This is a genomic window from Streptomyces odontotermitis, from assembly GCF_050510915.1.
In the GTDB taxonomy this organism is placed as follows: Bacteria; Actinomycetota; Actinomycetes; order Streptomycetales; family Streptomycetaceae; genus Streptomyces.
In genome coordinates, this window is record NZ_JBNJLS010000004.1 from 523,431 (window position 1) to 543,424 (window position 19,994).

Sequence of the window (19,994 nt, forward strand, 5' to 3'; positions counted from 1 at the left end):
CATGCACGTCCTCGTGGTGCACAACCGCTACGCGTCGGCACAGCCGAGCGGCGAGAACAAGGTCGTCGACCAGGAGGTGGCCCTGCTGCGCGGGGCCGGCCACCAGGTCGAGCTGTTCGAGCGGCGCAGCGACGACATCGGCGCCCGCTCCCTCGCCGGCAAGGCCGCGCTGCCGCTCCTCGTGCCGTGGAACCCCTCGGTGCGCCGGGAGTTGGCCGCCAAGCTGCGGGCCGAGCGTCCTGACGTGGTGCACGTCCACAACGTCTTCCCGCTCCTGTCGCCCGCGGTGCTCGCCGCCTGCGCCGACGCCGGGGTGCCCGCCGTCGCCACGCTGCACAACTACACCCAGATCTGCCCGCCCGGCACGCTGCAGCGCGACGGCCGCCCGTGCACGGAGTGCGTCGGCGCGAAGGCTCCGCTGCCCGCCGTCCGGCACGGCTGCTACCGCGACTCCCGCCTGGCGACGGTGCCGTTGGCGGTCAGCCTGTCGGTCAACCGGCGGCGGTGGTGGTCCGGCGTGGAGCGGTTCTTCTGCATCTCCGCGGCGCAGCGCGACGTCCTGGTGCGGGCCGGGATGCCCGCCGAACGCCTCGCGGTGAAGCACAACTTCGTGCCCGACCCGGACGCCCGCCGGGCGGGCGAGGGCGAGCACGTGCTCTACCTCGGCCGCCTCGCGGAGGCCAAGGGCGTGCGGCTGCTCATGGCCGCGTGGGACGAGCTCGCCGCGGGCGGCGGCGTGGGCGTGCCGCTGGTGATCGCGGGCACGGGGCCGCTGGAGGGCGAGGTGGCCGCCTGGGCCGCGGGCCGGGACGACGTGCGCTATGTCGGCCTCTACGACACGGCGGAGTGCCAGAAGGCCATCGCCGGGTCGGTCGCCGTGGTGGCCCCCTCGACGTGGCTGGAGGCGTTCGGCCTGGTGGTCGTGGAGGCGATGGCGGCGGGGGTGCCGACCGTCGCCGCCGGTCACGGCGCCTTCGTCGAACTCGTCGAGGACGGCGTGACCGGCCTCCTGCACCGGCCGGGCGAGGCAGCCTCGCTCGCGTCCTGCATACGCCGGATCGCGGCCGAACCGGGCCGCAACCGGGACATGGGCCGGGCGGCCCGACGCCGGTACGAGCAGGGCTTCAGCCCGGCCGTCGGCCTCGACCGCCTGGTGGAGGGGTACCGCTCCGCGATCGCGGGGCGGTCCGACGGCGGCGACAGTCCGCCGCCGTCAGGAAATGGCACCACCGGAAATGGCACCACCGGAAATGGCACCACCGGAAGTCGAAACACCGGAAATGGAAACACCGGCTCGCTGCGGGGCACCCGCGCGAGCAGGGGGGATGGGGACAGCACATGACAGCATGCCGACTCTGCGGCTCGGCGACACTGGCGAGCGTCGTCGATCTGGGGGCGACCCCGCCGTGCGAGAGCTTTCTCGCCGCGGACCAACTGGACAGGCCGGAACCGGCGTACCCGCTGCACCTGCGGGTCTGCACCGACTGCTGGCTCGCGCAGATCCCGCCGCTGATCACGCCGGAGGAGACGTTCAGCGAGTACGCGTACTTCTCCTCCTTCTCGACTTCGTGGGTCGAGCACGCGCGGACGTTCGTCGCCGACGCCGTGCAGCGCGTGGGTCTCGGTTCCGAAGGCTCCGACGCCTTCGTGGTCGAAGTCGCCAGCAACGACGGGTACTTGCTGAAGCACGTGGTGGACCGGGGGATCCGCTGCCTGGGCATCGAGCCGTCCGTCAACGTCGGCGCCGCCGCCCGGGACAAGGGCGTGCCCACGCTGACCGAGTTCCTGAGCCCGGAGACCGGCGCGGCCGTCCGCGCCGAGCACGGCCCGGCGGACCTGGTCGTCGCCAACAACGTCTACGCGCACATCCCGGACGTGGTCGGGTTCACGCGGGGGCTGCGCGCCCTGGTCGCCGACGACGGCTGGGTCTCCATCGAGGTGCAGCACCTGCTGACGCTCATCGAGGAGAACCAGTACGACACGATCTACCACGAGCACTTCCAGTACTACACGGTCGCCTCCGCGATCCGGGCCCTCGCCAGCGGCGGACTCGCCCTCGTGGACGTCGAGTTGCTGCCCACGCACGGCGGCTCCATCCGGCTGTGGGCCCGCCCGGCCGAGGTGGCGGGCGAGCCGAGCGATGGGGTCTCCCCTGCTCGAGCGAAGTCGAGAGCTTGGGGAAGGGTGTCCGACGTGCTGGCCCGGGAGAAGGCCGCCGGTCTGCTGGAGCTGTCGGGGTACGCCGACTTCTCCGCCCGGGTGGCCAAGGTGCGCCGGGATCTCCTGAAGTTCCTGATCACAGCGGCCGAGCGCGGCGAGACGGTCGTCGGCTACGGCGCCCCGGGCAAGGGCAACACCCTGCTCAACCACTGCGGCATCCGCCCCGACCTGCTCGCGTACACGGTGGACCGCAACCCGTACAAGCACGGCAGGTTCACCCCGGGCACCCGCATCCCGATCCTGCCGCCCGAGCAGATCGCCGCCGACAAGCCGGACTACGTCCTCGTCCTGCCGTGGAACCTGCGGACCGAGCTGGTCGAGCAGCTGTCCTACGTGCACGACTGGGGCGGCCGCCTGGTCTTCCCCATCCCGGAGCTGAGCATCGTCGAGGGCACTGTCGAGGTGACGTCATGAAGGTCGTTCTGTTCTGCGGCGGTTACGGGATGCGGATGCGCAGCGGCGCCACGGACGACGTGCCCAAGCCGATGGCGATGGTCGGCCCGCGGCCGCTGATCTGGCACGTCATGCGCTACTACGCGCACTACGGGCACCGGGAGTTCATCCTGTGCCTCGGCTACGGCGCGCACCACATCAAGAACTTCTTCCTCACCTACGAGGAGACGACGTCCAACGACTTCGTGCTGCGCGGTGGGAAGACCGAGCTCCTGTCCACGGACATCTCGGACTGGACGATCACGTTCGCGCAGACCGGCGTGGAGTCCCCGATCGGGGAGCGCCTGCGCCGGGTGCGGCACCACCTGGACGGCGACGAGATGTTTCTCGCCAACTACGCCGACGTGCTCACCGACGCCCCGCTCCCGGAGATGATCGAGAACTTCGCCCGGCGCGACGCGGGCGCGTCGATGATGGTGGTGCCGCCGCAGTCCTCGTTCCACTGCGTGGACCTGGGCGAGGACGGGCTCGTGGGCGGCATCACCGCGGTGAGCGAACTGCCACTGTGGGAGAACGGCGGCTACTTCGTGCTGCGCCAGGAGGTCTTCGACCACATACCGGAGAACGGGGACCTGGTCGCCGACGGCTGTGCCCAACTGGCCAAGCGGGGACGCCTGGTGGCGCACCAGCACCGCGGCTTCTGGAAGCCGACCGACACCGTGAAGGAGCGCGCCGCGCTCGACGCCGCCTACGCCCGCGGCGACCGCCCGTGGGCCGTGTGGGAGCGGGACACCGCCGGAGCGCGGGCGTGATCCGCCTCGGGGCCGGACCCCTGAACCGGATCGTCGCGGTGGGCGCGCACTGCGACGACATCGCCATCGGCGCCGGTGGCACGCTCCTGACGATGTGCCGCGCGCGGCCGGGCCTCCGCGTCGACGCACTGGTGCTCTCCGGCGGCGGCGGCGAGCGGGAGCAGGAGGAGCGGGCCGCGCTCGCCGCCTTCTGCCCGGGCGCCGAACTGCACCTGACCGTCCTGAAGTTGCCGGACGGCCGGCTGCCCGCGCACTGGGAAGAGGCAAAGGCCGCGGTCGAGGAGCTGCGCGAGCGGACCGAACCGGACCTCGTCCTCGCCCCGCGCACCGACGACGCGCACCAGGACCACCGCGGCCTGGCGCGGCTGATCCCCACCGCGTTCCGCGACCACCTCGTACTCGCCTACGAGATCGTCAAGTGGGACGGCGACCTCGGCCGCCCCTCGGCGTACCAGCCGCTGTCGCCGGAGGTCGCCGAGGACAAGGTGCGGCTGCTGCAGGAGCACTACCCCTCGCAGCGGCACCGTCCCTGGTACGACCGGGAGGCGTTCCTCGGCCTCGCGCGGATCCGCGGCATCGAATGCCACGCCCGCTACGCGGAGGCGTTCGCCGCCGCCAAACTCACGCTCGCTCTCGGCACTTTCACTCTGGGGGACTGAACCTTGCGCGTACTGCTGACCGGACACCAGGGCTACCTGGGCACCGTGATGGCCCCGGTGCTCACGGCGGCCGGGCACGAGGTCGTCGGCCTGGACGCCGGCCTGTTCGCCGACTGCGTCCTCGGCCCGCCGCCCGCGGACGCCCCGGGGCACCGGGTGGACCTGCGCGACGTCACGGCCGAGCACGTGGCCGGGGTGGACGCCGTGATCCACCTGGCCGCGCTGTCCAACGACCCGCTGGGCTCACTGGCGCCCGAGCTCACCTACGACATCAACCACCACGCGTCCGTACGGCTCGCGCGGCTGGCCCGCGAGGCCGGGGTGCGGCGCTTCCTGTACGCGTCGACGTGCTCGGTCTACGGCGCCGCGGGCGGCGACGACCTGGTCACCGAGGACGCCCCGCTGCGCCCGGTGACCCCGTACGCGGAGTCCAAGGTGCGGGTCGAGGACGACCTGCACGCGCTGGCCGACGGCGACTTCAGCCCGGTGTTCATGCGCAACGCCACCGCGTTCGGGTACTCCCCCCGGCTGCGTGCCGACATCGTGGTGAACAACCTGGTGGGCCACGCGCTCCTGTCCGGCGAGGTCCTGGTGATGTCCGACGGCACGCCCTGGCGTCCGCTGGTGCACGCGGCCGACATCGCGCGGGCCTTCACGGCCGCGCTGACCGCGCCCCGAGAAACGGTGCACGACCGGGCGTTCAACATCGGCACCGAGAGCAACAACGTCACAGTCGCCGAGATCGCCGACGAGGTCGCCGAGGCGGTGTCCGGCTCGAAGGTGGTGATCACCGGGGAGACGGGGGCCGACCCGCGGTCGTACCGCGTGGACTTCTCCCGGTTCCGGGACGCGGTCCCGGGCTTCGACTGCGAGTGGACGGTGAAGCAGGGCGCGCTCGAACTCGCCGACGCCTACCGGCAGTTCGGGCTGACCCGGGAGGACTTCGAGCAGCGCTTCACCCGCCTCGCCGTGCTGCGCGCGGCGTCCGAGGCCGGTGCCGTCGACGACACCCTGCGGTGGCGCCGGTGACCACGCGCGTCAAGGGAGGCGCCGGCGAGGAGATGCACGCCCTGGTGGAGCGGCTGTACCCGCTCTGCCGGAGCATCACGGGCGACGGGGTGCGCGCCACCCTGGAGATCGTCGGCGAGTACGTCCCGCTGCAGGTGCACGAGGTGCCGACGGGGACGCAGGTCCTCGACTGGACGGTGCCGCAGGAGTGGAACATCCGGGACGCGTACGTCGCCGACGCCACCGGGAAGCGGGTCGTCGACTTCGCCGCGTCCAGCCTGCACGTGCTCGGCTACAGCGTGCCGGTGTCGGCGACCATGCCGCTGGCCGAGCTGCGCCCGCACCTGTACACCCTTCCGGAGCACCCGAGTTGGGTGCCGTACCGCACCAGCTACTACCAGCCGGAGTGGGGGTTCTGCCTGGCCCAGGAGACCCTGGACGCGCTGCCGGAGGGCGACTACGAGGTACGGATCGACTCCACCCTCGCCGACGGCCACCTCACCTACGCCGAGCACGTGGTCCCCGGGCAGGTCCCGGACGAGGTGATCGTCTCCTGCCACGTCTGCCACCCGTCGCTGGCCAACGACAACCTGGCGGGCATCGCGGTGGCGACGTTCCTGGCCCGCGCGCTGGCGCAGGAAACCCCGTACTACACCTACCGGTTCATCTACGCGCCCGGCACCATCGGGGCGATCACCTGGCTGGCGCGCAACGCCGAGCGGATCGAGCGGGTCAAGCACGGCCTGGTGCTGGCCTGTGCCGGTGACCGGGGCCGGCTGACGTACAAGGAGAGCAGGCGCGGCGACGCGGAGATCGACCGGGTGCTGCGGCACGTCCTCGCCGCCTCCGAACGCCCGCACCGCATCGCCGAGTTCACGCCGTACGGCTACGACGAGCGGCAGTACTGCTCACCCGGGTTCAACCTCGGCGTGGGCTCGCTCAGCCGGACCCCGTACGCCGGGTACCCCGAGTACCACACCTCGGCGGACAACCCGGACTTCGTCTCCCCGGACGCGATGGCGGACACCCTCGCGGTCTGCCGCGAGGCGTTCGCCGTGCTCGACCGCAACCGGCGCTACCGCAACCTCAGCCCCTACGGCGAACCACAGCTGGGGCGGCGGGGGCTGTACGACTCGCTCGGCGGCCGCAGCGACGCGAAACAGGCCCAGCTGGCCATGCTCTGGGTGCTCAGCCTCGCCGACGGCGAGCACGGTCTGCTGGACGTCGCCGAGCGGTCCGGGCTGCCCTTCGACACGGTCGCCGTCGCCGCCGAAGCCCTGCACGGCGCCGGGCTGATCAAGGCGTGACGGCGATGAGCACCGAGGGGGAGGCGACGACGGCGGTGGCCCACGGCAGGCACGCCCGGCGGTCCGCCAAGCGGGCCATGGCCGGCCGGCTGTCCTGGGGACTCGCCGACCAGGCGGTCTGCAGCATGAACAACTTCGCGGTGGGCGTCTACGTGGCCCGCTCCCTCGGACTCTCCGCGTTCGGTGTGTTCAGCCTGGCCTGGGTGACCTACGGCGTGGTGCTCAGCGTCTCCCGGGGCCTGGCCACCGACCCGCTCGTGGTGCGGTTCAGCGGAGTGCCGACCGCGTCCTGGCGCTCGGCGACGGCCCGGTCGACGGGTACCGCGCTGGGCGTCGGCGGGGCCATCGGCGCGGCGTGCCTGGTGGCCGGGCTCGCGCTCGGCGGCCGGGTGGGGCCCGCGTTCGCCGCGCTCGGCGTGGTGCTTCCGGGGCTGCTCCTTCAGGACGCCTGGCGGTTCTCGTTCTTCGCCGCGGGCACCGGGCGCAAGGCGTTCACCAACGACGTCCTGGCCACCGTCGCGCTCGTCCCGGCCATGGTCGTGGCGGCCCGCGTGGACAGCGTGGCCGCCTTCGTCCTCGCCTGGGGCGCGGCCGCCGCGGTGGCCTCGGGGTACGGCTGCTTCCAGTCCGGCATCCGGCCCCGGCTGACCGAAGCGCGCTCGTGGCTGCGCGAGCAGCGCGACCTCGGCTACCGGTACCTGGTCGAGAACGTCGGCGTCAGCGGCGCGTCCCAACTGCGCGCGTACGGGCTCGGGTTGATCGTCGGGGTCAGCGCGGTGGGCGTGATCCGGGGCGCGGAGCTCCTGCTCGGCCCGTTCCTCGCGGTGCTGATGGGTCTCTCGCTGGTCACCGTCCCGGAGGCGGCCCGGGTGCTGCGGCAGGCCCCGCACCGCCTCGCCAAGTTCTGCTTCCTGCTCGGCTCCGGACTCGCCGCCGCCGCGCTGCTCTGGGGCGTGGCGCTGCTCCTGGTGCCGGACCGGCTCGGCGAGCTCGTGCTCGGCGACGTCTGGCACTCCGCCTCGGCGCTCATCGTGCCGGCCGCGCTCGGCGTCGCGGGCTCCGGCCTCGGCGTCGGCGCCGCGGCCGGGCTGCGCGCGCTCGCCGCGGCCCGGCGCAGCCTGCGCTGCCAGCTCTTCGCCTCCGCCTGCTACGTCGGCGGCGGACTCGGCGGGGCGGCCGCGGCCGGCACGACCGGCTCGGCCTGGGGCGTCGCCGCCGCGACCGTCACCGCCTCGGCCGTGTGGTGGCTGCAGCTGCGGTCCGCCCTCCGTGAGCGCCACCAACCCCCCGTATCCCAAGTGAGGACGCCATGACTGTCTCTCGCCGCACTCCCCGGCTGAGCATCGGCCTGCCCGTGTACAACGGCGAGGAGTACCTCGCCGAATCGCTCGACGCCCTGCTCGGCCAGACCTACGAGGACTTCGAGCTCGTCATCACCGACAACGCCTCGACCGACGGGACCCAGGACATCTGCCACAAGTACGTGGCCCAGGACTCCCGCATCCGCTACCTCCGGCTCCCCCGCAACATCGGTGCCGCCCCGAACCACAACTACGTGTTCACCCAGTGCCGCGGCGAGCTGTTCAAGTGGGCCTCGCACGACGACCTGTACGCCCGCGACCTGCTGCGGCTCTGCGTGCAGGCGCTCGACGAGCGGCCGGACGTGGTCCTCGCCCACGCCGACCAGGCGGTCATCGACGGCGACGGGCAGGTGAAGGTCCCCTACGCGTACACCCTCGCCACCGACGCGCCGCGCGCACCGGAGCGCTTCCGGAGCTTCCTGTTCGAGCCCGGCGGCGACGACTTCTACGGGGTGATGCGGGCCGACGTGCTGCGCCGGGTGAAGCCGCACGACAGCTACCACCACGCGGACCGCACGTTCGTCGCCGAGCTCGTCCTGAACGGCCCCTTCCACCAGGTGCCGGAGCTGCTGTACTTCCGCCGCGACCACCCCACCCGCGCCGAGCGGGCGAACCCGTCCAAGCGCTCCCGGTGCGTCAACCTGGACCCGCGCCGGGCCGGCCCGCTGCACCCGACGCCCCGGCTGCTCGCCGAGTACGTCTGGGGCTTCGTCGCGGCGATCCGGCGGGCGCCGCTGTCCGCGGCCGACCGGCGCGCGTGCTACGGCCACCTGAGTGCCTGGATGACCAGCCGGGTCCGCCCCGGCGCCGGGGAGCGGGTCGAGGACCGCGCCCCGGTCGACCCGGCCCAGCTCACCGTCTCCGTCGACGACCTGGTGGCGGGCCGCGAGGGGAGGCGGACATGACGCGTGCCTCCGCCGCCGAAAAGCCGGTACGCGTCGGCCTGTTCGGCCTGCTCGGCTCCGGCAACCTCGGCAACGACGGCTCGCTCGAAGCCGTCCTCGGCCACCTCCGCGCCGCGCACCCTCAGGCAGTCGTCGACGCACTGTGCGGCGGACCCGAGGTCGTCGCGGACCGCTACGGGATCCCGGCGACGCGGCTGCACTGGTACCGCGGCGAGTACCGCACCGCGTCCCGTGCGGGCGCGATCGCGGGCAAGGGCCTGGGCAAGCTGGTCGACGTCGCCCGCACCGCGGCCTGGGTGCGGCGGCACGACGTGGTGATCGTGCCGGGCATGGGCGTCCTGGAGGCCACGCTGCCGCTGCGGCCGTGGGGCTTCCCGTACGCGCTGTTCCTGCTCTGCGCGTCCGGCCGGCTGTTCGGCACCCGGGTCGCGCTGGTCGGCGTCGGCGCCGCCCCGATCGGCAACCGGCCGACCCGGACGCTGGTGCGCTGGTCGGCACGGCTTGCCGCGTACCGCTCCTACCGGGACACCCCGTCCCGGGACGCGATGCGGGAGATGGGCGTGCACACCGCCCGCGACAAGGTCTACCCGGACCTGGCCTTCGCCCTGCCGACGCCGACGCCGACGCAGACGCAGACGCCGTCGACTCCGCCGTCGCCGGACGAGCCCTCGGGGCCGCCAAGTCCGCCAAGCCCACCGGGCACGGTCTGCGTCGGCGTCATGGACTTCCACGGCGGCAACGACGACCGCGCGCGGGCCGAGGAGATCCACCGCCGCTACCTCGACGGCACGACCCGCTTCGTCCGCGCACTCGTCGAGGAGGGCAGGCCGGTGCGGCTGCTCACCGGCGACGCGTGCGACGCCCCGGTGGTCACCGCGATCCTCGAAGCGGTGGGCTCACCGCTGGTCACCGCGGCCGAAGCGGCCTCGCTGGCCGACCTGATGAAGGAGACGGCGGCGGCCGACACCGTGGTGGCGACCCGCTACCACAACCTGGTCTGCGCCCTGAAGACGAGCACACCGACGCTCGCCCTCAGCTACGCGGCGAAGAGCGACGCGCTCATGGCCGAGATGGGCCTGGCCGCGTACTGCCACCCGGCCCGCGAGGTCGACGCCGACCAACTGCTCGCACAGTTCCGGGCGTTGGAGCGGCGATCGGCGGAGCTGCGACGGACCCTCGTCGAGCGGAACGGGGTCGCCGCCCGGCGCCTCGCGGACCAGTTCGCGGAGCTGACCGCGTCGGTGTTCCCACGGACCGCGCACACCAGCCGCAGTCCCAGCACCAGCACCAGCACCAGCACTCACACCCACGCACAATCCCTGCGGGAGACTCCATGAAAGCGACCGGAATGAACGCGGCCGCAGTCCCGGCGATCGACGGCGCGTACCTGTTCGAGCCGACGCCCTACGCGGACGAACGCGGCTTCTTCTGCCGCACCTTCGACGCCGACGTGTTCCGCTCGGTGGGCCTCGACCCGGACGCCTTCATCCAGGACAGCGTCTCCCGCTCGGTGCGGGGAGTGCTGCGCGGCCTGCACCTGCGCTCCGGCAACGGCGAGGCCAAGCTGGTGCGCTGCTCGTACGGGAAGATCTTCGACGTCGTCGTGGACCTGCGGCCGGACTCGCCGACCTACCGCAACGTGGCCACCTTCGAGCTGTCCGGCGAGACGCAGCGGGCCCTGTACATCCCGGCGGGGTGCGCGCACGGCTTCCAGGCGCTGACCGAGCCCGCCGACGTCTCGTACCGCATCGACCGCCCGCACGATCCGTCCGAGGACGTGACGATCGCCCACGACGACCCGGAGCTCGCCATCCCCTGGCCGCTGCCGGCCGCGTCGATGTCCCGGCGGGACCGGGAGGCGCCGAGCCTCGCCGAGGTCCTGAAGCAGAAGGAGAGCTGAAGTCACCGTGGACGAAGTCACCGTGGACGCCGAAGAGTTCCCCCTGCCCCGGTCGCGTCGGGCCAACGAGCGGCTGCACGCCCTGATCCCCGGCGGCGCGCACACCTACGCCAAGGGCGACGACCAGTACCCCGAGAACCTGGCCCCGGTCATCAGCCACGGCCAGGGCGCCCACGTGTGGGACATCGACGGCAACCGCTACATCGAGTACGGCTCGGGGCTGCGCTCGGTCAGCCTCGGCCACGCGCACCCGCGGGTGCTGGAGGCGGTGCGGCGCGAACTCGACCGCGGCAGCAACTTCGTACGGCCCTCCGTCCTCGAAGTCGAGGCCGCCGAACGCTTCTTGGCGACGGTGCCGACCGCCGAGATGGTGAAGTTCGCGAAGAACGGCTCCGACGTCACCACCGCCGCCGTGCGCCTCGCCCGCGCCGTCACCGGGCGCCCCCGGGTGGCCATCTGCGCCGACCACCCCTTCTTCTCCGTCGACGACTGGTTCATCGGCACCACCCCGATGTCGGCCGGCATCCCGACGGCGACCACCGACCTCACCGTGGCGTTCCCGTACGGGGACCTGACCGCCACGGAGGAGCTCCTCACCCGGTACGCCGACGAGGTCGCCTGCCTGATCCTGGAACCCGCCGCCCACACCGAGCCCCCGCCCGGGTACCTCGCGGGCCTGCGCGAACTGGCCGACCGGCACGGCTGCGTGCTGATCTTCGACGAGATGATCACCGGCCTGCGCTGGTCCGAGGCGGGCGCCCAGGGCCTGTACGGCGTGGTCCCCGACCTCTCCACGTTCGGCAAGGCGCTGGGCAACGGCTTCGCCGTCTCGGCCCTCGCCGGGCGCCGCGCGCTGATGGAGCGGGGCGGGCTGCGCCACTCGGCCGACCGCGTGTTCCTCCTGTCCACCACGCACGGTGCGGAGACGCACTGCCTGGCGGCCGCGATGGCCGTGCAGACGACGTACGTGGAGGAGGGCATCACCGCGCGGCTGCACGCCCTCGGCGAGCGGCTGGCCGCCGGTGTCCGCGACGCGGCGGCGAGCATGGGCGTCGGCGACCACGTCCTCGTCCGGGGCCGGGCCAGCAACCTGGTCTTCGCCACTCTCGACGAGCACCGCGGACCCTCGCAGCCGTACCGCACCCTGTTCCTGCGCCAACTCCTCCTGGGCGGGGTGCTGGCCCCGTCGTTCGTGGTGAGCAGCGCGCTCACCGACGCCGACATCGACCGCACCGTCGAGGTGGTGGCGCAGGCATGTGCCGTGTACCGCAAGGCACTTGACGCGGGCGACCCCACGCCGTGGCTGGCCGGGCGGCCGGTGAAGCCGGTGTTCCGGCGTCTGGCCTGACGGAACGGGCGACATGGCGGGGCGCGACATGACGGGGGGCGACATGACGGGGCGCGAAAGGGCGCTCCGTCAATGCCCCTCATCTCGCGTGGAGTTGACTGCCCGGTCAGCCGTCCTGTCGACCGCCCACGCGGCCACCGGCACCACCACCAGCGCGGTGCACCAGCCCCCGAGGACATCGGTCGCGTAGTGCGCGCCCAGGGCGACCTGTGCCCAGCCCATGGCGGCGCCGGCGACCAGCCCCGAGGCCAGCACAAACAGCAGCCCGGCCGTGCGGCCGAGCCCGAGCCGCCCGGCCGCGAGCAGCGCCACCATGAGGGCGAGAGCGGTGAGGAAGGCGGTGTGCCCGCTCGGGTAGGACAGGTTGTCGGGGCCGTGGATGGTGCGTCCCACCGGGTACTTGAGCAGCGTCGTGGTCCCCACGGCGAGGACGACCCCGACCACGAGGAACACCACCGCGCGCACCCGCCGCCACAGCGCCAGGGAGCCTGCCGCGGCACCCACGACCAGCACCGCCGATCCGGCGGGCTCCCCCAGGAAGTCGACGGCCAGGGCGATACGCCGCCACGGCGGCCCCACACTGTCCGCCGTCGGGTCGACGATCCAGCGGTCGACCGTGCCGGGCTCGCTGTGACCGGCGTACAGAATCCCGAGCGTGAGGACGACCAGCGCGGCGAGGACCGCGATCAGTCCGAGCCACGCGCGCAGCGGCGCGGGCAGCACCCGGGGCGCCGTCCGCTCTGTCGTCTCCAGGTCCGCTCCGGCCAGGCGATCCAACGCGAGCCCCCCGTCGTGTCCGATCCACCCACCAGCGCCACCCCAACTGCCCTACGGACGCCCGCCCTTGGCCTCGCGTCTGCATCGGGTCCGGGCTCTGCCCGCCACCCTAGTCAACGAGCGGCACCGGCACCACGCACATATGTGGACCGATCAGGCATACCGATTCCTATTCCGAATTTTGACCGATTACGTGCCATCTGTTTCACTTGCCATTGCATGCACCTCGCTAGGTGAGGCGTCTGTACGGACATAGGCCACTGACCCCCAACGTCGAAAGACGCCCCGGGTCAGGACAGCTCTTCCCGGATTAAGGGTTGAGCCCAAGTGGCTCCCGCATCGCGACGGGCACGCCGTGCAGTGCCAAAGCTCTGTCGAGAGGGGTGCTCAAGGGCGGTGGGGCCCGTGCCGTGCGACGTACGCCTCCTGCCACACACCCTTGTCCGCTCCTGCGCGTGCGCATGTCCACGGCGCCCCCGCGCGCCCCGGCCCGCAGGAGGTGACGGCCATGAGAAGCGGCTCCGGCAGTAGTCCGAACAACCAGGGCGAAAGTCTGCCCTGCGCCAGTACGCCGTCACCGGCGTACCTCTTCTGATCGCGCCCTCTTCCCCCTTTCACTTTCGGCGCGAATTCCTTTTCCCACGCCTTTCTCAGGCATGCCCGTTTTCTCTTTGAGGTGTCGCCATGCTCCGCGAGGACATCGCTTTCCACATCCGTACGCTGCTCTCCCACCCCGACGCAGAGGCATTCGACCGGCTGTTGCGGTCCGCGCCCGTCGCCGACATCGCCGAGTCGCTGCGCGACACCCCGCCGCAGCAGATGGCCCGGCTGCTGCGGCCGGCGCCGCCCAAGGAGGCGGCCACACTCTTCGTCGCGCTGCCCGACGGCGTCCAGGACGCCGTTCTGGCCGAGCTGCCCCCGGCCACCGTCACCGCTCTCGTCTCGGCCATGCCCTCCGACGAGCGTGCCGACCTGTACAACCGCCTCGACACCGCCGCCCGGCAACGGCTGCTGCCGTCGCTGTCCCAGGCCGAGCGTGACGACATTCTGCGCCTGGCCAACTACCCCGAAGGCACGGCGGGTTCCGCCGCCACCTCGCAGTACACGACCATCGACTCCGGCATGACCGTCCAGGCCGCACTCCGCGTCATCCGCGCGACCGCGCCGGACAAGGAGACCATCTACGTCATCTACGTGGTCGACTCCGAGGGGCGGCTCACCGGCACCGTCTCGCTGCGCGACCTGGTCATGGCCGACGACGACGTCCCCTTGACCTCGCTGGTCAGCGCCTCTCCCGTCACGGTCCGGGCCGGCGACCCGGACGACAGGGCCGCGGAGCACATCCGCCGCTACGACCTGCTCGCCGTTCCCGTGGTCGACGGCGACGACAGGATGATCGGGATCGTCACCGTCGACGACGCCATGGACATCGACAAGGAGCAGGACGCCACCCAGCTGGCCCGCTACGGCGGCACCGCGACGCTCGGCAGAGGCGCAGACCTGGACCTCAAGGAGTCGACGACCAGGCGGATCTTCGGCACCCGACTGCTGTGGCTGGTGATCCTGACCGTGTTCGGCATGATCACCTCCACCTTCGTCTCCCAGCAGGAGGACCTTCTGGCCGAGGTGATCGTGCTGGCCGCATTCATCGCGCCCATCGTCGACATGGGCGGCAACACGGGCAGCCAGTCTGCCACGCTGGTCATCCGTTCGATGGCGCTCGGCCAGCTGCGGCTGCGGTGGCAGGACGTGTGGTTCGTCGTGCGCCGCGAGTGCGCCGTCGCCCTGGCGCTCGGCGCGTGCGTCGCCGTGCTGGAGGTCGTGCTGGCGAACTTCACCAAGAGCGGACTGGACACCGACGTGCTGCTGGTCGTCGGTCTGAGCATGCTCATCTGCACGGCGCTCGGCGGCATCATCGGCGCGGTGCTGCCCTTCCTCGCCCGCCGCATCGGCACCGACCCGGCGACGCTGAGCTCCCCGCTGATCACCTCGATCATGGACCTGCTGGGCGTGTTCGTGTACTTCGGCCTCGCCTACGTCTTCCTCGGCCACCTGCTCGCCTAGGGCGTGTCCGGCGGATCAGGCCCTAGGGGGGCAGATCCACAAGGCAGGCGCCGCGCACCACTCGACGGTGGGCGGCGCCGCTCAACTCGGCTGATTCTTATCGGTGTTGGGCAAACCTCGCGCGGCCCCGATCATCGTATCGAGCTAATGTCCCCGGCTTCTCTTGTTCCAGGGGGCGAACCGGCAGCTACCGTCCTCGGGGATCTGGACGGATTCCCGTTCCAGTCCCCTCTTTTCCCCTCTTGCCTTGTCTTGCCTCGCCCTGCCCGCATACGCGCCTCAATGCCCTGACCAAGGAGAGTTCACCCGTGACCGTTGACTCGAGCCCGGACGCACGACTGGAGCCGCCCCGGCGGACCAGCCTGGGCACGGCAGCCGCCCGCAACCTCGCCACCACGACCAAGTCCGCCCCGCAGATGCAGGAGATCACCTCTCGCTGGCTGCTGCGGATGCTCCCGTGGGTGGAGGCCAAGGGCGGGGCCTACCGGGTGAACCGGCGTCTGACGTACACCGTCGGCGACGGCCGCGTGGACTTCGTCCAGGACGGCGCCGAGGTCCGGGTGATCCCCCGCGAACTCGGTGAACTGGCCCTGCTGCGCGGCTTCGACGACGTGGAGGCGCTGACCGCCCTCGCCGGCCGGTGCGTCCAGCACGACTTCGAGGTCGGCGAGACCCTGGTGCGGCGCGGGGCGCCCGCGGACCAGCTGCATCTCATCGCCCACGGCCGTATCGGCCGGGTCTCCGTCGGCGCGTACGGCGACGACGTCGCCCTGGACGTGCTCGCCGACGGCGACCGGTTCGGGGAGAGCGCCCTGCTGGACGCCGACGCCAAGTGGGAGTACACCGCCACGGCCGAGACGTCGGGCACCCTTCTCACGCTGTCCCGCGCCGACTTCACCGCCGTGCTGTCCACCGCGCAGAGTCTCCGGGACCACATCGAGGAGTTCCGGTCGCTGCCCCTCCAGCGGCAGAACCACCGGGGCGAGGCCGAGATCGCGATGTCGGCGGGCCACACCGGCGAACACGCCCTGCCCGGCGCCTTCGTCGACTACGAGGAGAAGCCCCGCGAGTACGAACTCTCCGTCGCCCAGACCATTCTGCGCATCCACACGAGGGTCACCGACCTCTACAACGGCCCGATGAACCAGGCCGAGGAGCAACTCAGGCTCACCATCGAGGCGTTGCGTGAGCGCCAGGAGCACGAGCTGGTCAACAACCGGGAGTTCGGCCTGCTCCACAACGCCGACTTCAAGCAGCGCCTCCAGCCGCACGCCGGCCCGCCGACCCCGGACGACATGGACGAGCTGCTCTGCCGCCGCCGAGGCTCCAAGTTCTTCCTCGCGCACCCCAAGGCGATCGCGGCCATCGGGCGCGAGTTCAACGCGCGCGGGCTCTATCCGGACCACGTCGACCTCGGCGGCCAACAGGTTCCGGCCTGGCGCGGGGTCCCGATCCTCCCCTGCAACAAGATCCCGATCACGAAGGAGAAGACCAGCTCGATCCTGTGCATGCGTACCGGCGAGAGCAACCAGGGCGTCATCGGCCTGCATCAGACCGGCCTGCCGGACGAGTACGAACCGGGCCTGTCGGTCCGCTTCATGGGGCTCGACGAGAAGGCGATCACCTCCTACCTCGTCAGCACCTACTACTCCGCCGCCATCCTCGTGCCGGACGCGGTCGGTGTCCTGGAGAACGTGCAGATCGCCCGCTGGCCCAGGTAGTGGACCCGGCCGCCCACCCCATCAAGGAGCCACGGATGCCCGCTCCCGAGCCGACACCGCCACAGTCGGGCCTGCCCGAGGCCGCCGCCCTCTTCGGGGCCCACGTCCTCGCCGACGCCGCGGCCCGCGCCCGCGACATCAAGACGGTCTTCGGCGTCGCCCCCTGCCCGCCTACCCCACCTACCCCACCTGCCCTACCTGCCCCGTCTCCCCCCTCACCCCCAACGCCTGCGGTCAGCACGGCAGTTCAGGCGTCGGCCCCGGACACCGCCCCGCAGCGGCTCCTCCGCGGACCCACCGGCCTGGGGACGGCGGACCTGCGCCTGACCCCACGGGAGGAACCCCCGAGTCCGCCGGGCCCGGACCCGGCCCCGGACCCGGAGCAGGGCAGGCCGATCCCCGGCCTCTACCACCACCCGGTGCCCGAGCCCGACCCCGTACGGGTCGAGGAGGTCAGCCGCCGGATCAAGACCTGGGCGCTCGACGAGGTCGCCCTGTACCCCGAGGACTGGGAGGAGCAGTTCGACGGCTTCTCCGTGGGGCGCTACATGGTCGGCTGCCATCCGGACGCGCCCACCGTCGACCACCTGATGCTCGCCACCCGCCTGATGGTGGCGGAGAACGCGGTGGACGACTGCTACTGCGAGGACCACGGCGGATCACCCGTGGGGCTCGGCGAGCGCCTGCTCCTCGCGCACACCGCCCTGGACCCGCTCCACACGACAGAGGAGTACCAGCCGCAATGGGCCAAGTCGCTCCACGCGGACGCGCCCCGCCGTGCCTACCGCTCCGCCATGGAGTACTTCGTACAGGCGGCGAGCGCTTCGCAGACCGACCGGTTCCGGCACGACATGGCCCGGCTCCACCTGGGATACCTCGCCGAAGCGGCGTGGGCCCAGGAGGACCAGGTCCCGGAGGTGTGGGAGTACCTGGCGATGCGCCAGTTCAACAACTTCCGCCCCTGCCCGACCATCACCGACACCGTCGGCGGCTACGAACTGCCCGCGGATCTGCACGCCCAGGCCGCCATGCAGCAGGTCATCGCACTCGCGGGGAACGCGACGACCATCGTCAACGACCTGTACTCGTACACCAAGGAACTCCAGTCCCCTGGACGGCACTTGAACCTGCCGGTCGTGATCGCCGAGCGCGAGGGCCTCTCCGACCGGGACGCCTATCTGAAGTCGGTCGAGGTCCACAACGACCTCATGCACGACTTCGAGAAGCGAGCCGCGGCCCTGGCCGCGGAGTGCCCCGTCCCCAGCCTGCAACGCTTCCTGCGCGGCGTGGCCGCGTGGGTCGACGGCAACCACCACTGGCACCGGACCAACACCTATCGCTACAGCCTGCCCGACTTCTGGTAGGAAGAATGGACTCATCTGTGACCAGCACCGAACTCACCGCCGCCCGCAACGGCACCTCCCTGTTCATCCCCGAGCCGGCGACGCCCTACCAGGGGGACATCGCCCGCTACTGGGACGGGGAGGCGAGGCCCGTGAACCTGCGTCTCGGCGATGTCGACGGTCTGTACCACCACCACTACGGCATCGGCGACGTCGACCACGCCGCTCTCGGCGACGCCGAGGACAGCGAGAGCGAGAAGAAGCTGATCGCCGAGCTCCACCGACTGGAGTCGGCGCAGGCCGAGTTCCTCCTGAGGCACCTCGGCGACATCGGGCACGACGACACGGTGGTGGACGCGGGCTGCGGCCGGGGCGGCTCGATGGTCATGGCGCACCAGCGCTACGGCTGCAAGGTCGAGGGCGTCACGCTGTCGGCCAAGCAGGCCGACTTCGCCAACCGGCGGGCCCGCGAGCTGCGCATCCAGGACCATGTGCACGCCCGCGTCTGCAACATGCTCGCCACGCCCTTCGAGACCGGGCAGGCCGCGGCCTCGTGGAACAACGAGTCCAGCATGTACGTGGACCTGCACGACCTCTTCGCCGAGCACTCCCGCATCCTCGGCGTCGGGGGCCGCTACGTGACCATCACCGGCTGCTGGAACCCGCGGTACGGCCAGCCCTCGAAGTGGGTCTCCCAGATCAACGCGCACTTCGAGTGCAACATCCACTCGCGCCGCGAGTACCTGCGTGCGATGGCGGACAACCGCCTGGTGCCCCAGGCCGTCATCGACCTCACCCCCGACACGCTCCCCTACTGGGAGCTGCGGGCCACGTCGTCACTGGTCACGGGCATCGAGGACGCGTTCATCAACTCGTACAAGGACGGCTCCTTCCAGTACCTGCTGATCGCGGCGGACCGCGTCTGATCCCCCACTGACAGAAGCAGGGCCCGCCCCCCCCGGGGCGGGCCCTCGCACTGAAGGTGATCTCATGGCCTCACCGTTCGTAGAGGGGAATTCGGTGAGCACACGGAGGAAGCGGTTCGCGAAGATCGCCGCGTGGGCCGCGGCGGCCGCTGTCCTGCTCGGGTTCGGCACCTACTCGGCCAAACCGTTCTGGCAACACTGGTGGTTCGCCCACCAGTTGTGCGGCGGCACCCTCTCCGCCGACGACCTCGGGGACGTCCTGCCCGACGAACGACTGCGGTCCGGCACCAACGAAGTCCACCTGGACCAGGGCCGGATGACGTGCCGCGTCGACGAGAACGACGGCAATCACTTCGTCCTGTCCGTCGACGTGAACAGCGACCCGTCCGACGTCGAGTTCGAGCTGAACGTCTCGTTCACCATCCCCAGCGAGCCCGGGTTCGTGTTCCCCGACGGCATCCCCGGATTCCAGGACGACCACGGCCCGGTGATCCTCCAGGAGTGCCCGGCCCTCAAGCGCGACGAGTACGGGCGCAAGCGCCGCCTCCTCACCAAGGTCATCGAGCCCTCCGGCGACGACAGGCCCTCCTCCGCGGCCCTGCGCATCGCCGTCTCCGCCGCCAACGCGGCCTCCGAGCGGTCGGGCTGCGGCGCGAAGCCCCTGCCGTCGCCCGAGTCCGTGGCACCCGCCCCCGAGAACCTGTCGCTCGCCGAAGCCGCCGACACGGAATGCGGCTGGCTGGCCGAGGCCCGGCTCCCCCGCAACCCGTCCGGGAAGCCCTGGAAGGTCCAGGTCCGCTCGGCCGGCGACACGGCGCCGATCACCAGCTGCGCCCTCGTCGACAGCGCGAAGAAGCAGGCGGCCGCCACCTTCACCGGCTGGTACGGCACCTGGAGCGACAAGCAGTTCGAGACGCTCCTCGCAGCCAACGTCGACCACCGCTCCGGCCAGAGTTCCCGTGGCCCGATGATGGCCGAGCGCCTCGGCCGCGCCACCGCCCGCTGCGACGGCGAGTCCGCCAATTACGAGGCGTACAGCCACTCCCGCGACACGGACATCACCCACACCTACCTGACAGGGGCCCAACTGCGCCCGCTCCTGGTGAAGTTCACCCAGGACCAGGCCCACCGGCGCGGCTGTACCGGCCTCAAGCTCCCCGACAGGACCATCAACCCGATGGCCGACTGACGACGAACCGAGGCGAAGCACACTCGTTCGCAAGGCGGAACCAGAACCGTCGAGCCCTCGA

General features: G+C 71.7%; 17 protein-coding genes and 1 riboswitch. Of the genes, 16 read left to right on the top strand and 1 reads right to left on the bottom strand.

From position 1 onward, the window contains the following. Position 1 precedes the first annotated feature (1 nt). Genes ACQB60_RS15675 through ACQB60_RS15725 form a run of 11 tightly spaced genes read left to right on the top strand, consistent with a single transcriptional unit; the run spans position 2 to position 11,913 of the window. Complete coding sequence (locus tag ACQB60_RS15675) at positions 2-1,342, top strand: glycosyltransferase (protein WP_496926574.1); 1,341 nt, start codon at positions 2-4, stop codon at positions 1,340-1,342. Further along, complete coding sequence (locus tag ACQB60_RS15680) at positions 1,339-2,634, top strand: class I SAM-dependent methyltransferase (protein ID WP_496926575.1); 1,296 nt, start codon at positions 1,339-1,341, stop codon at positions 2,632-2,634. The genes ACQB60_RS15675 and ACQB60_RS15680 overlap by 4 nt, the downstream gene beginning before the upstream one ends. Next, a complete protein-coding gene (locus tag ACQB60_RS15685; protein WP_496926576.1) occupies positions 2,631-3,425 on the top strand; it encodes a sugar phosphate nucleotidyltransferase in 795 nt (264 codons plus the stop codon). The genes ACQB60_RS15680 and ACQB60_RS15685 overlap by 4 nt, the downstream gene beginning before the upstream one ends. Further along, positions 3,422-4,084, top strand: a complete 663-nt coding sequence (locus ACQB60_RS15690) for a PIG-L deacetylase family protein (protein ID WP_496926577.1) — start codon at positions 3,422-3,424, stop codon at positions 4,082-4,084. Before ACQB60_RS15685 ends, ACQB60_RS15690 begins: the two co-directional genes overlap by 4 nt. Positions 4,085-4,087: 3 nt before the next feature. Continuing rightward, positions 4,088-5,113 carry an NAD-dependent epimerase/dehydratase family protein gene (locus ACQB60_RS15695; protein ID WP_496926578.1) on the top strand — a complete coding sequence of 342 codons (1,026 nt, stop codon included), beginning with the start codon at positions 4,088-4,090 and terminating at the stop codon, positions 5,111-5,113. A 32-nt stretch (positions 5,114-5,145) separates the two neighbouring features. Further along, the gene (locus ACQB60_RS15700) at positions 5,146-6,399 is read left to right on the top strand and encodes a DUF4910 domain-containing protein (protein WP_496926648.1); all 1,254 of its coding nucleotides are present in this window, start codon (positions 5,146-5,148) and stop codon (positions 6,397-6,399) included. A 5-nt stretch (positions 6,400-6,404) separates the two neighbouring features. Continuing rightward, entirely contained in the window at positions 6,405-7,712 is a 1,308-nt protein-coding gene (locus tag ACQB60_RS15705) for a hypothetical protein (RefSeq protein ID WP_496926579.1), read from the top strand. Then, positions 7,709-8,665 (top strand): glycosyltransferase family 2 protein, encoded by a 957-nt coding sequence (locus tag ACQB60_RS15710; RefSeq protein ID WP_496926580.1) that lies wholly within the window; start codon positions 7,709-7,711, stop codon positions 8,663-8,665. Before ACQB60_RS15705 ends, ACQB60_RS15710 begins: the two co-directional genes overlap by 4 nt. Continuing rightward, positions 8,662-10,002 (top strand): polysaccharide pyruvyl transferase family protein, encoded by a 1,341-nt coding sequence (locus ACQB60_RS15715; RefSeq protein WP_496926581.1) that lies wholly within the window; start codon positions 8,662-8,664, stop codon positions 10,000-10,002. Before ACQB60_RS15710 ends, ACQB60_RS15715 begins: the two co-directional genes overlap by 4 nt. Positions 10,003-10,013: 11 nt before the next feature. Further along, positions 10,014-10,565 carry a dTDP-4-dehydrorhamnose 3,5-epimerase gene (gene rfbC, locus ACQB60_RS15720; RefSeq protein ID WP_496926649.1) on the top strand — a complete coding sequence of 184 codons (552 nt, stop codon included), beginning with the start codon at positions 10,014-10,016 and terminating at the stop codon, positions 10,563-10,565. 22 nt (positions 10,566-10,587) lie between these two features. Beyond that, entirely contained in the window at positions 10,588-11,913 is a 1,326-nt protein-coding gene (locus ACQB60_RS15725; protein ID WP_496926650.1) for a glutamate-1-semialdehyde 2,1-aminomutase, read from the top strand. Between the two features lie 69 nt (positions 11,914-11,982). On the opposite strand, the gene ACQB60_RS15730 is transcribed toward ACQB60_RS15725, so the two are convergent. Continuing rightward, complete coding sequence (locus ACQB60_RS15730; protein ID WP_496926582.1) at positions 11,983-12,690, bottom strand: phosphatase PAP2 family protein; 708 nt, start codon at positions 12,688-12,690, stop codon at positions 11,983-11,985. Between the two features lie 218 nt (positions 12,691-12,908). Then, a riboswitch (M-box (ykoK) riboswitch) is annotated at positions 12,909-13,080 on the top strand. 294 nt (positions 13,081-13,374) lie between these two features. Here ACQB60_RS15730 and mgtE point away from each other — a divergent pair. From mgtE to ACQB60_RS15755, 5 genes are all read left to right on the top strand, one after another. Next, complete coding sequence (mgtE, locus tag ACQB60_RS15735) at positions 13,375-14,754, top strand: magnesium transporter (RefSeq protein ID WP_496926583.1); 1,380 nt, start codon at positions 13,375-13,377, stop codon at positions 14,752-14,754. Between the two features lie 308 nt (positions 14,755-15,062). Next, positions 15,063-16,475, top strand: coding sequence for a family 2B encapsulin nanocompartment shell protein (locus ACQB60_RS15740; protein ID WP_496926584.1), 1,413 nt, complete (start codon positions 15,063-15,065; stop codon positions 16,473-16,475). Positions 16,476-16,510: 35 nt separating this feature from the next. Then, on the top strand, positions 16,511-17,839 hold the full coding sequence (locus ACQB60_RS15745) for a family 2 encapsulin nanocompartment cargo protein terpene cyclase (RefSeq protein WP_496926585.1): 1,329 nt from the start codon (positions 16,511-16,513) through the stop codon (positions 17,837-17,839). Between the two features lie 17 nt (positions 17,840-17,856). Continuing rightward, positions 17,857-18,744, top strand: coding sequence for a geranyl diphosphate 2-C-methyltransferase (locus ACQB60_RS15750; protein WP_496926586.1), 888 nt, complete (start codon positions 17,857-17,859; stop codon positions 18,742-18,744). Positions 18,745-18,838: 94 nt separating this feature from the next. Then, positions 18,839-19,933 (top strand): hypothetical protein, encoded by a 1,095-nt coding sequence (locus ACQB60_RS15755; protein ID WP_496926587.1) that lies wholly within the window; start codon positions 18,839-18,841, stop codon positions 19,931-19,933. Positions 19,934-19,994: the final 61 nt, after the last annotated feature.

What these genes read in the sequence shown, in the direction of transcription:
- ACQB60_RS15685 (WP_496926576.1), top strand. Translation starts at nt 2,631, where the DNA reads ATGAAGGTCGTTCTGTTCTGCGGCGGTTACGGGATGCGGATGCGCAGC.
- ACQB60_RS15675 (WP_496926574.1), top strand. Translation starts at nt 2, where the DNA reads ATGCACGTCCTCGTGGTGCACAACCGCTACGCGTCGGCACAGCCGAGC.
- ACQB60_RS15710 (WP_496926580.1), top strand. Translation starts at nt 7,709, where the DNA reads ATGACTGTCTCTCGCCGCACTCCCCGGCTGAGCATCGGCCTGCCCGTG.
- ACQB60_RS15745 (WP_496926585.1), top strand. Translation starts at nt 16,511, where the DNA reads ATGCCCGCTCCCGAGCCGACACCGCCACAGTCGGGCCTGCCCGAGGCC.
- ACQB60_RS15680 (WP_496926575.1), top strand. Translation starts at nt 1,339, where the DNA reads ATGACAGCATGCCGACTCTGCGGCTCGGCGACACTGGCGAGCGTCGTC.
- rfbC (WP_496926649.1), top strand. Translation starts at nt 10,014, where the DNA reads ATGAACGCGGCCGCAGTCCCGGCGATCGACGGCGCGTACCTGTTCGAG.
- ACQB60_RS15715 (WP_496926581.1), top strand. Translation starts at nt 8,662, where the DNA reads ATGACGCGTGCCTCCGCCGCCGAAAAGCCGGTACGCGTCGGCCTGTTC.
- ACQB60_RS15700 (WP_496926648.1), top strand. Translation starts at nt 5,146, where the DNA reads ATGCACGCCCTGGTGGAGCGGCTGTACCCGCTCTGCCGGAGCATCACG.
- ACQB60_RS15705 (WP_496926579.1), top strand. Translation starts at nt 6,405, where the DNA reads ATGAGCACCGAGGGGGAGGCGACGACGGCGGTGGCCCACGGCAGGCAC.
- mgtE (WP_496926583.1), top strand. Translation starts at nt 13,375, where the DNA reads ATGCTCCGCGAGGACATCGCTTTCCACATCCGTACGCTGCTCTCCCAC.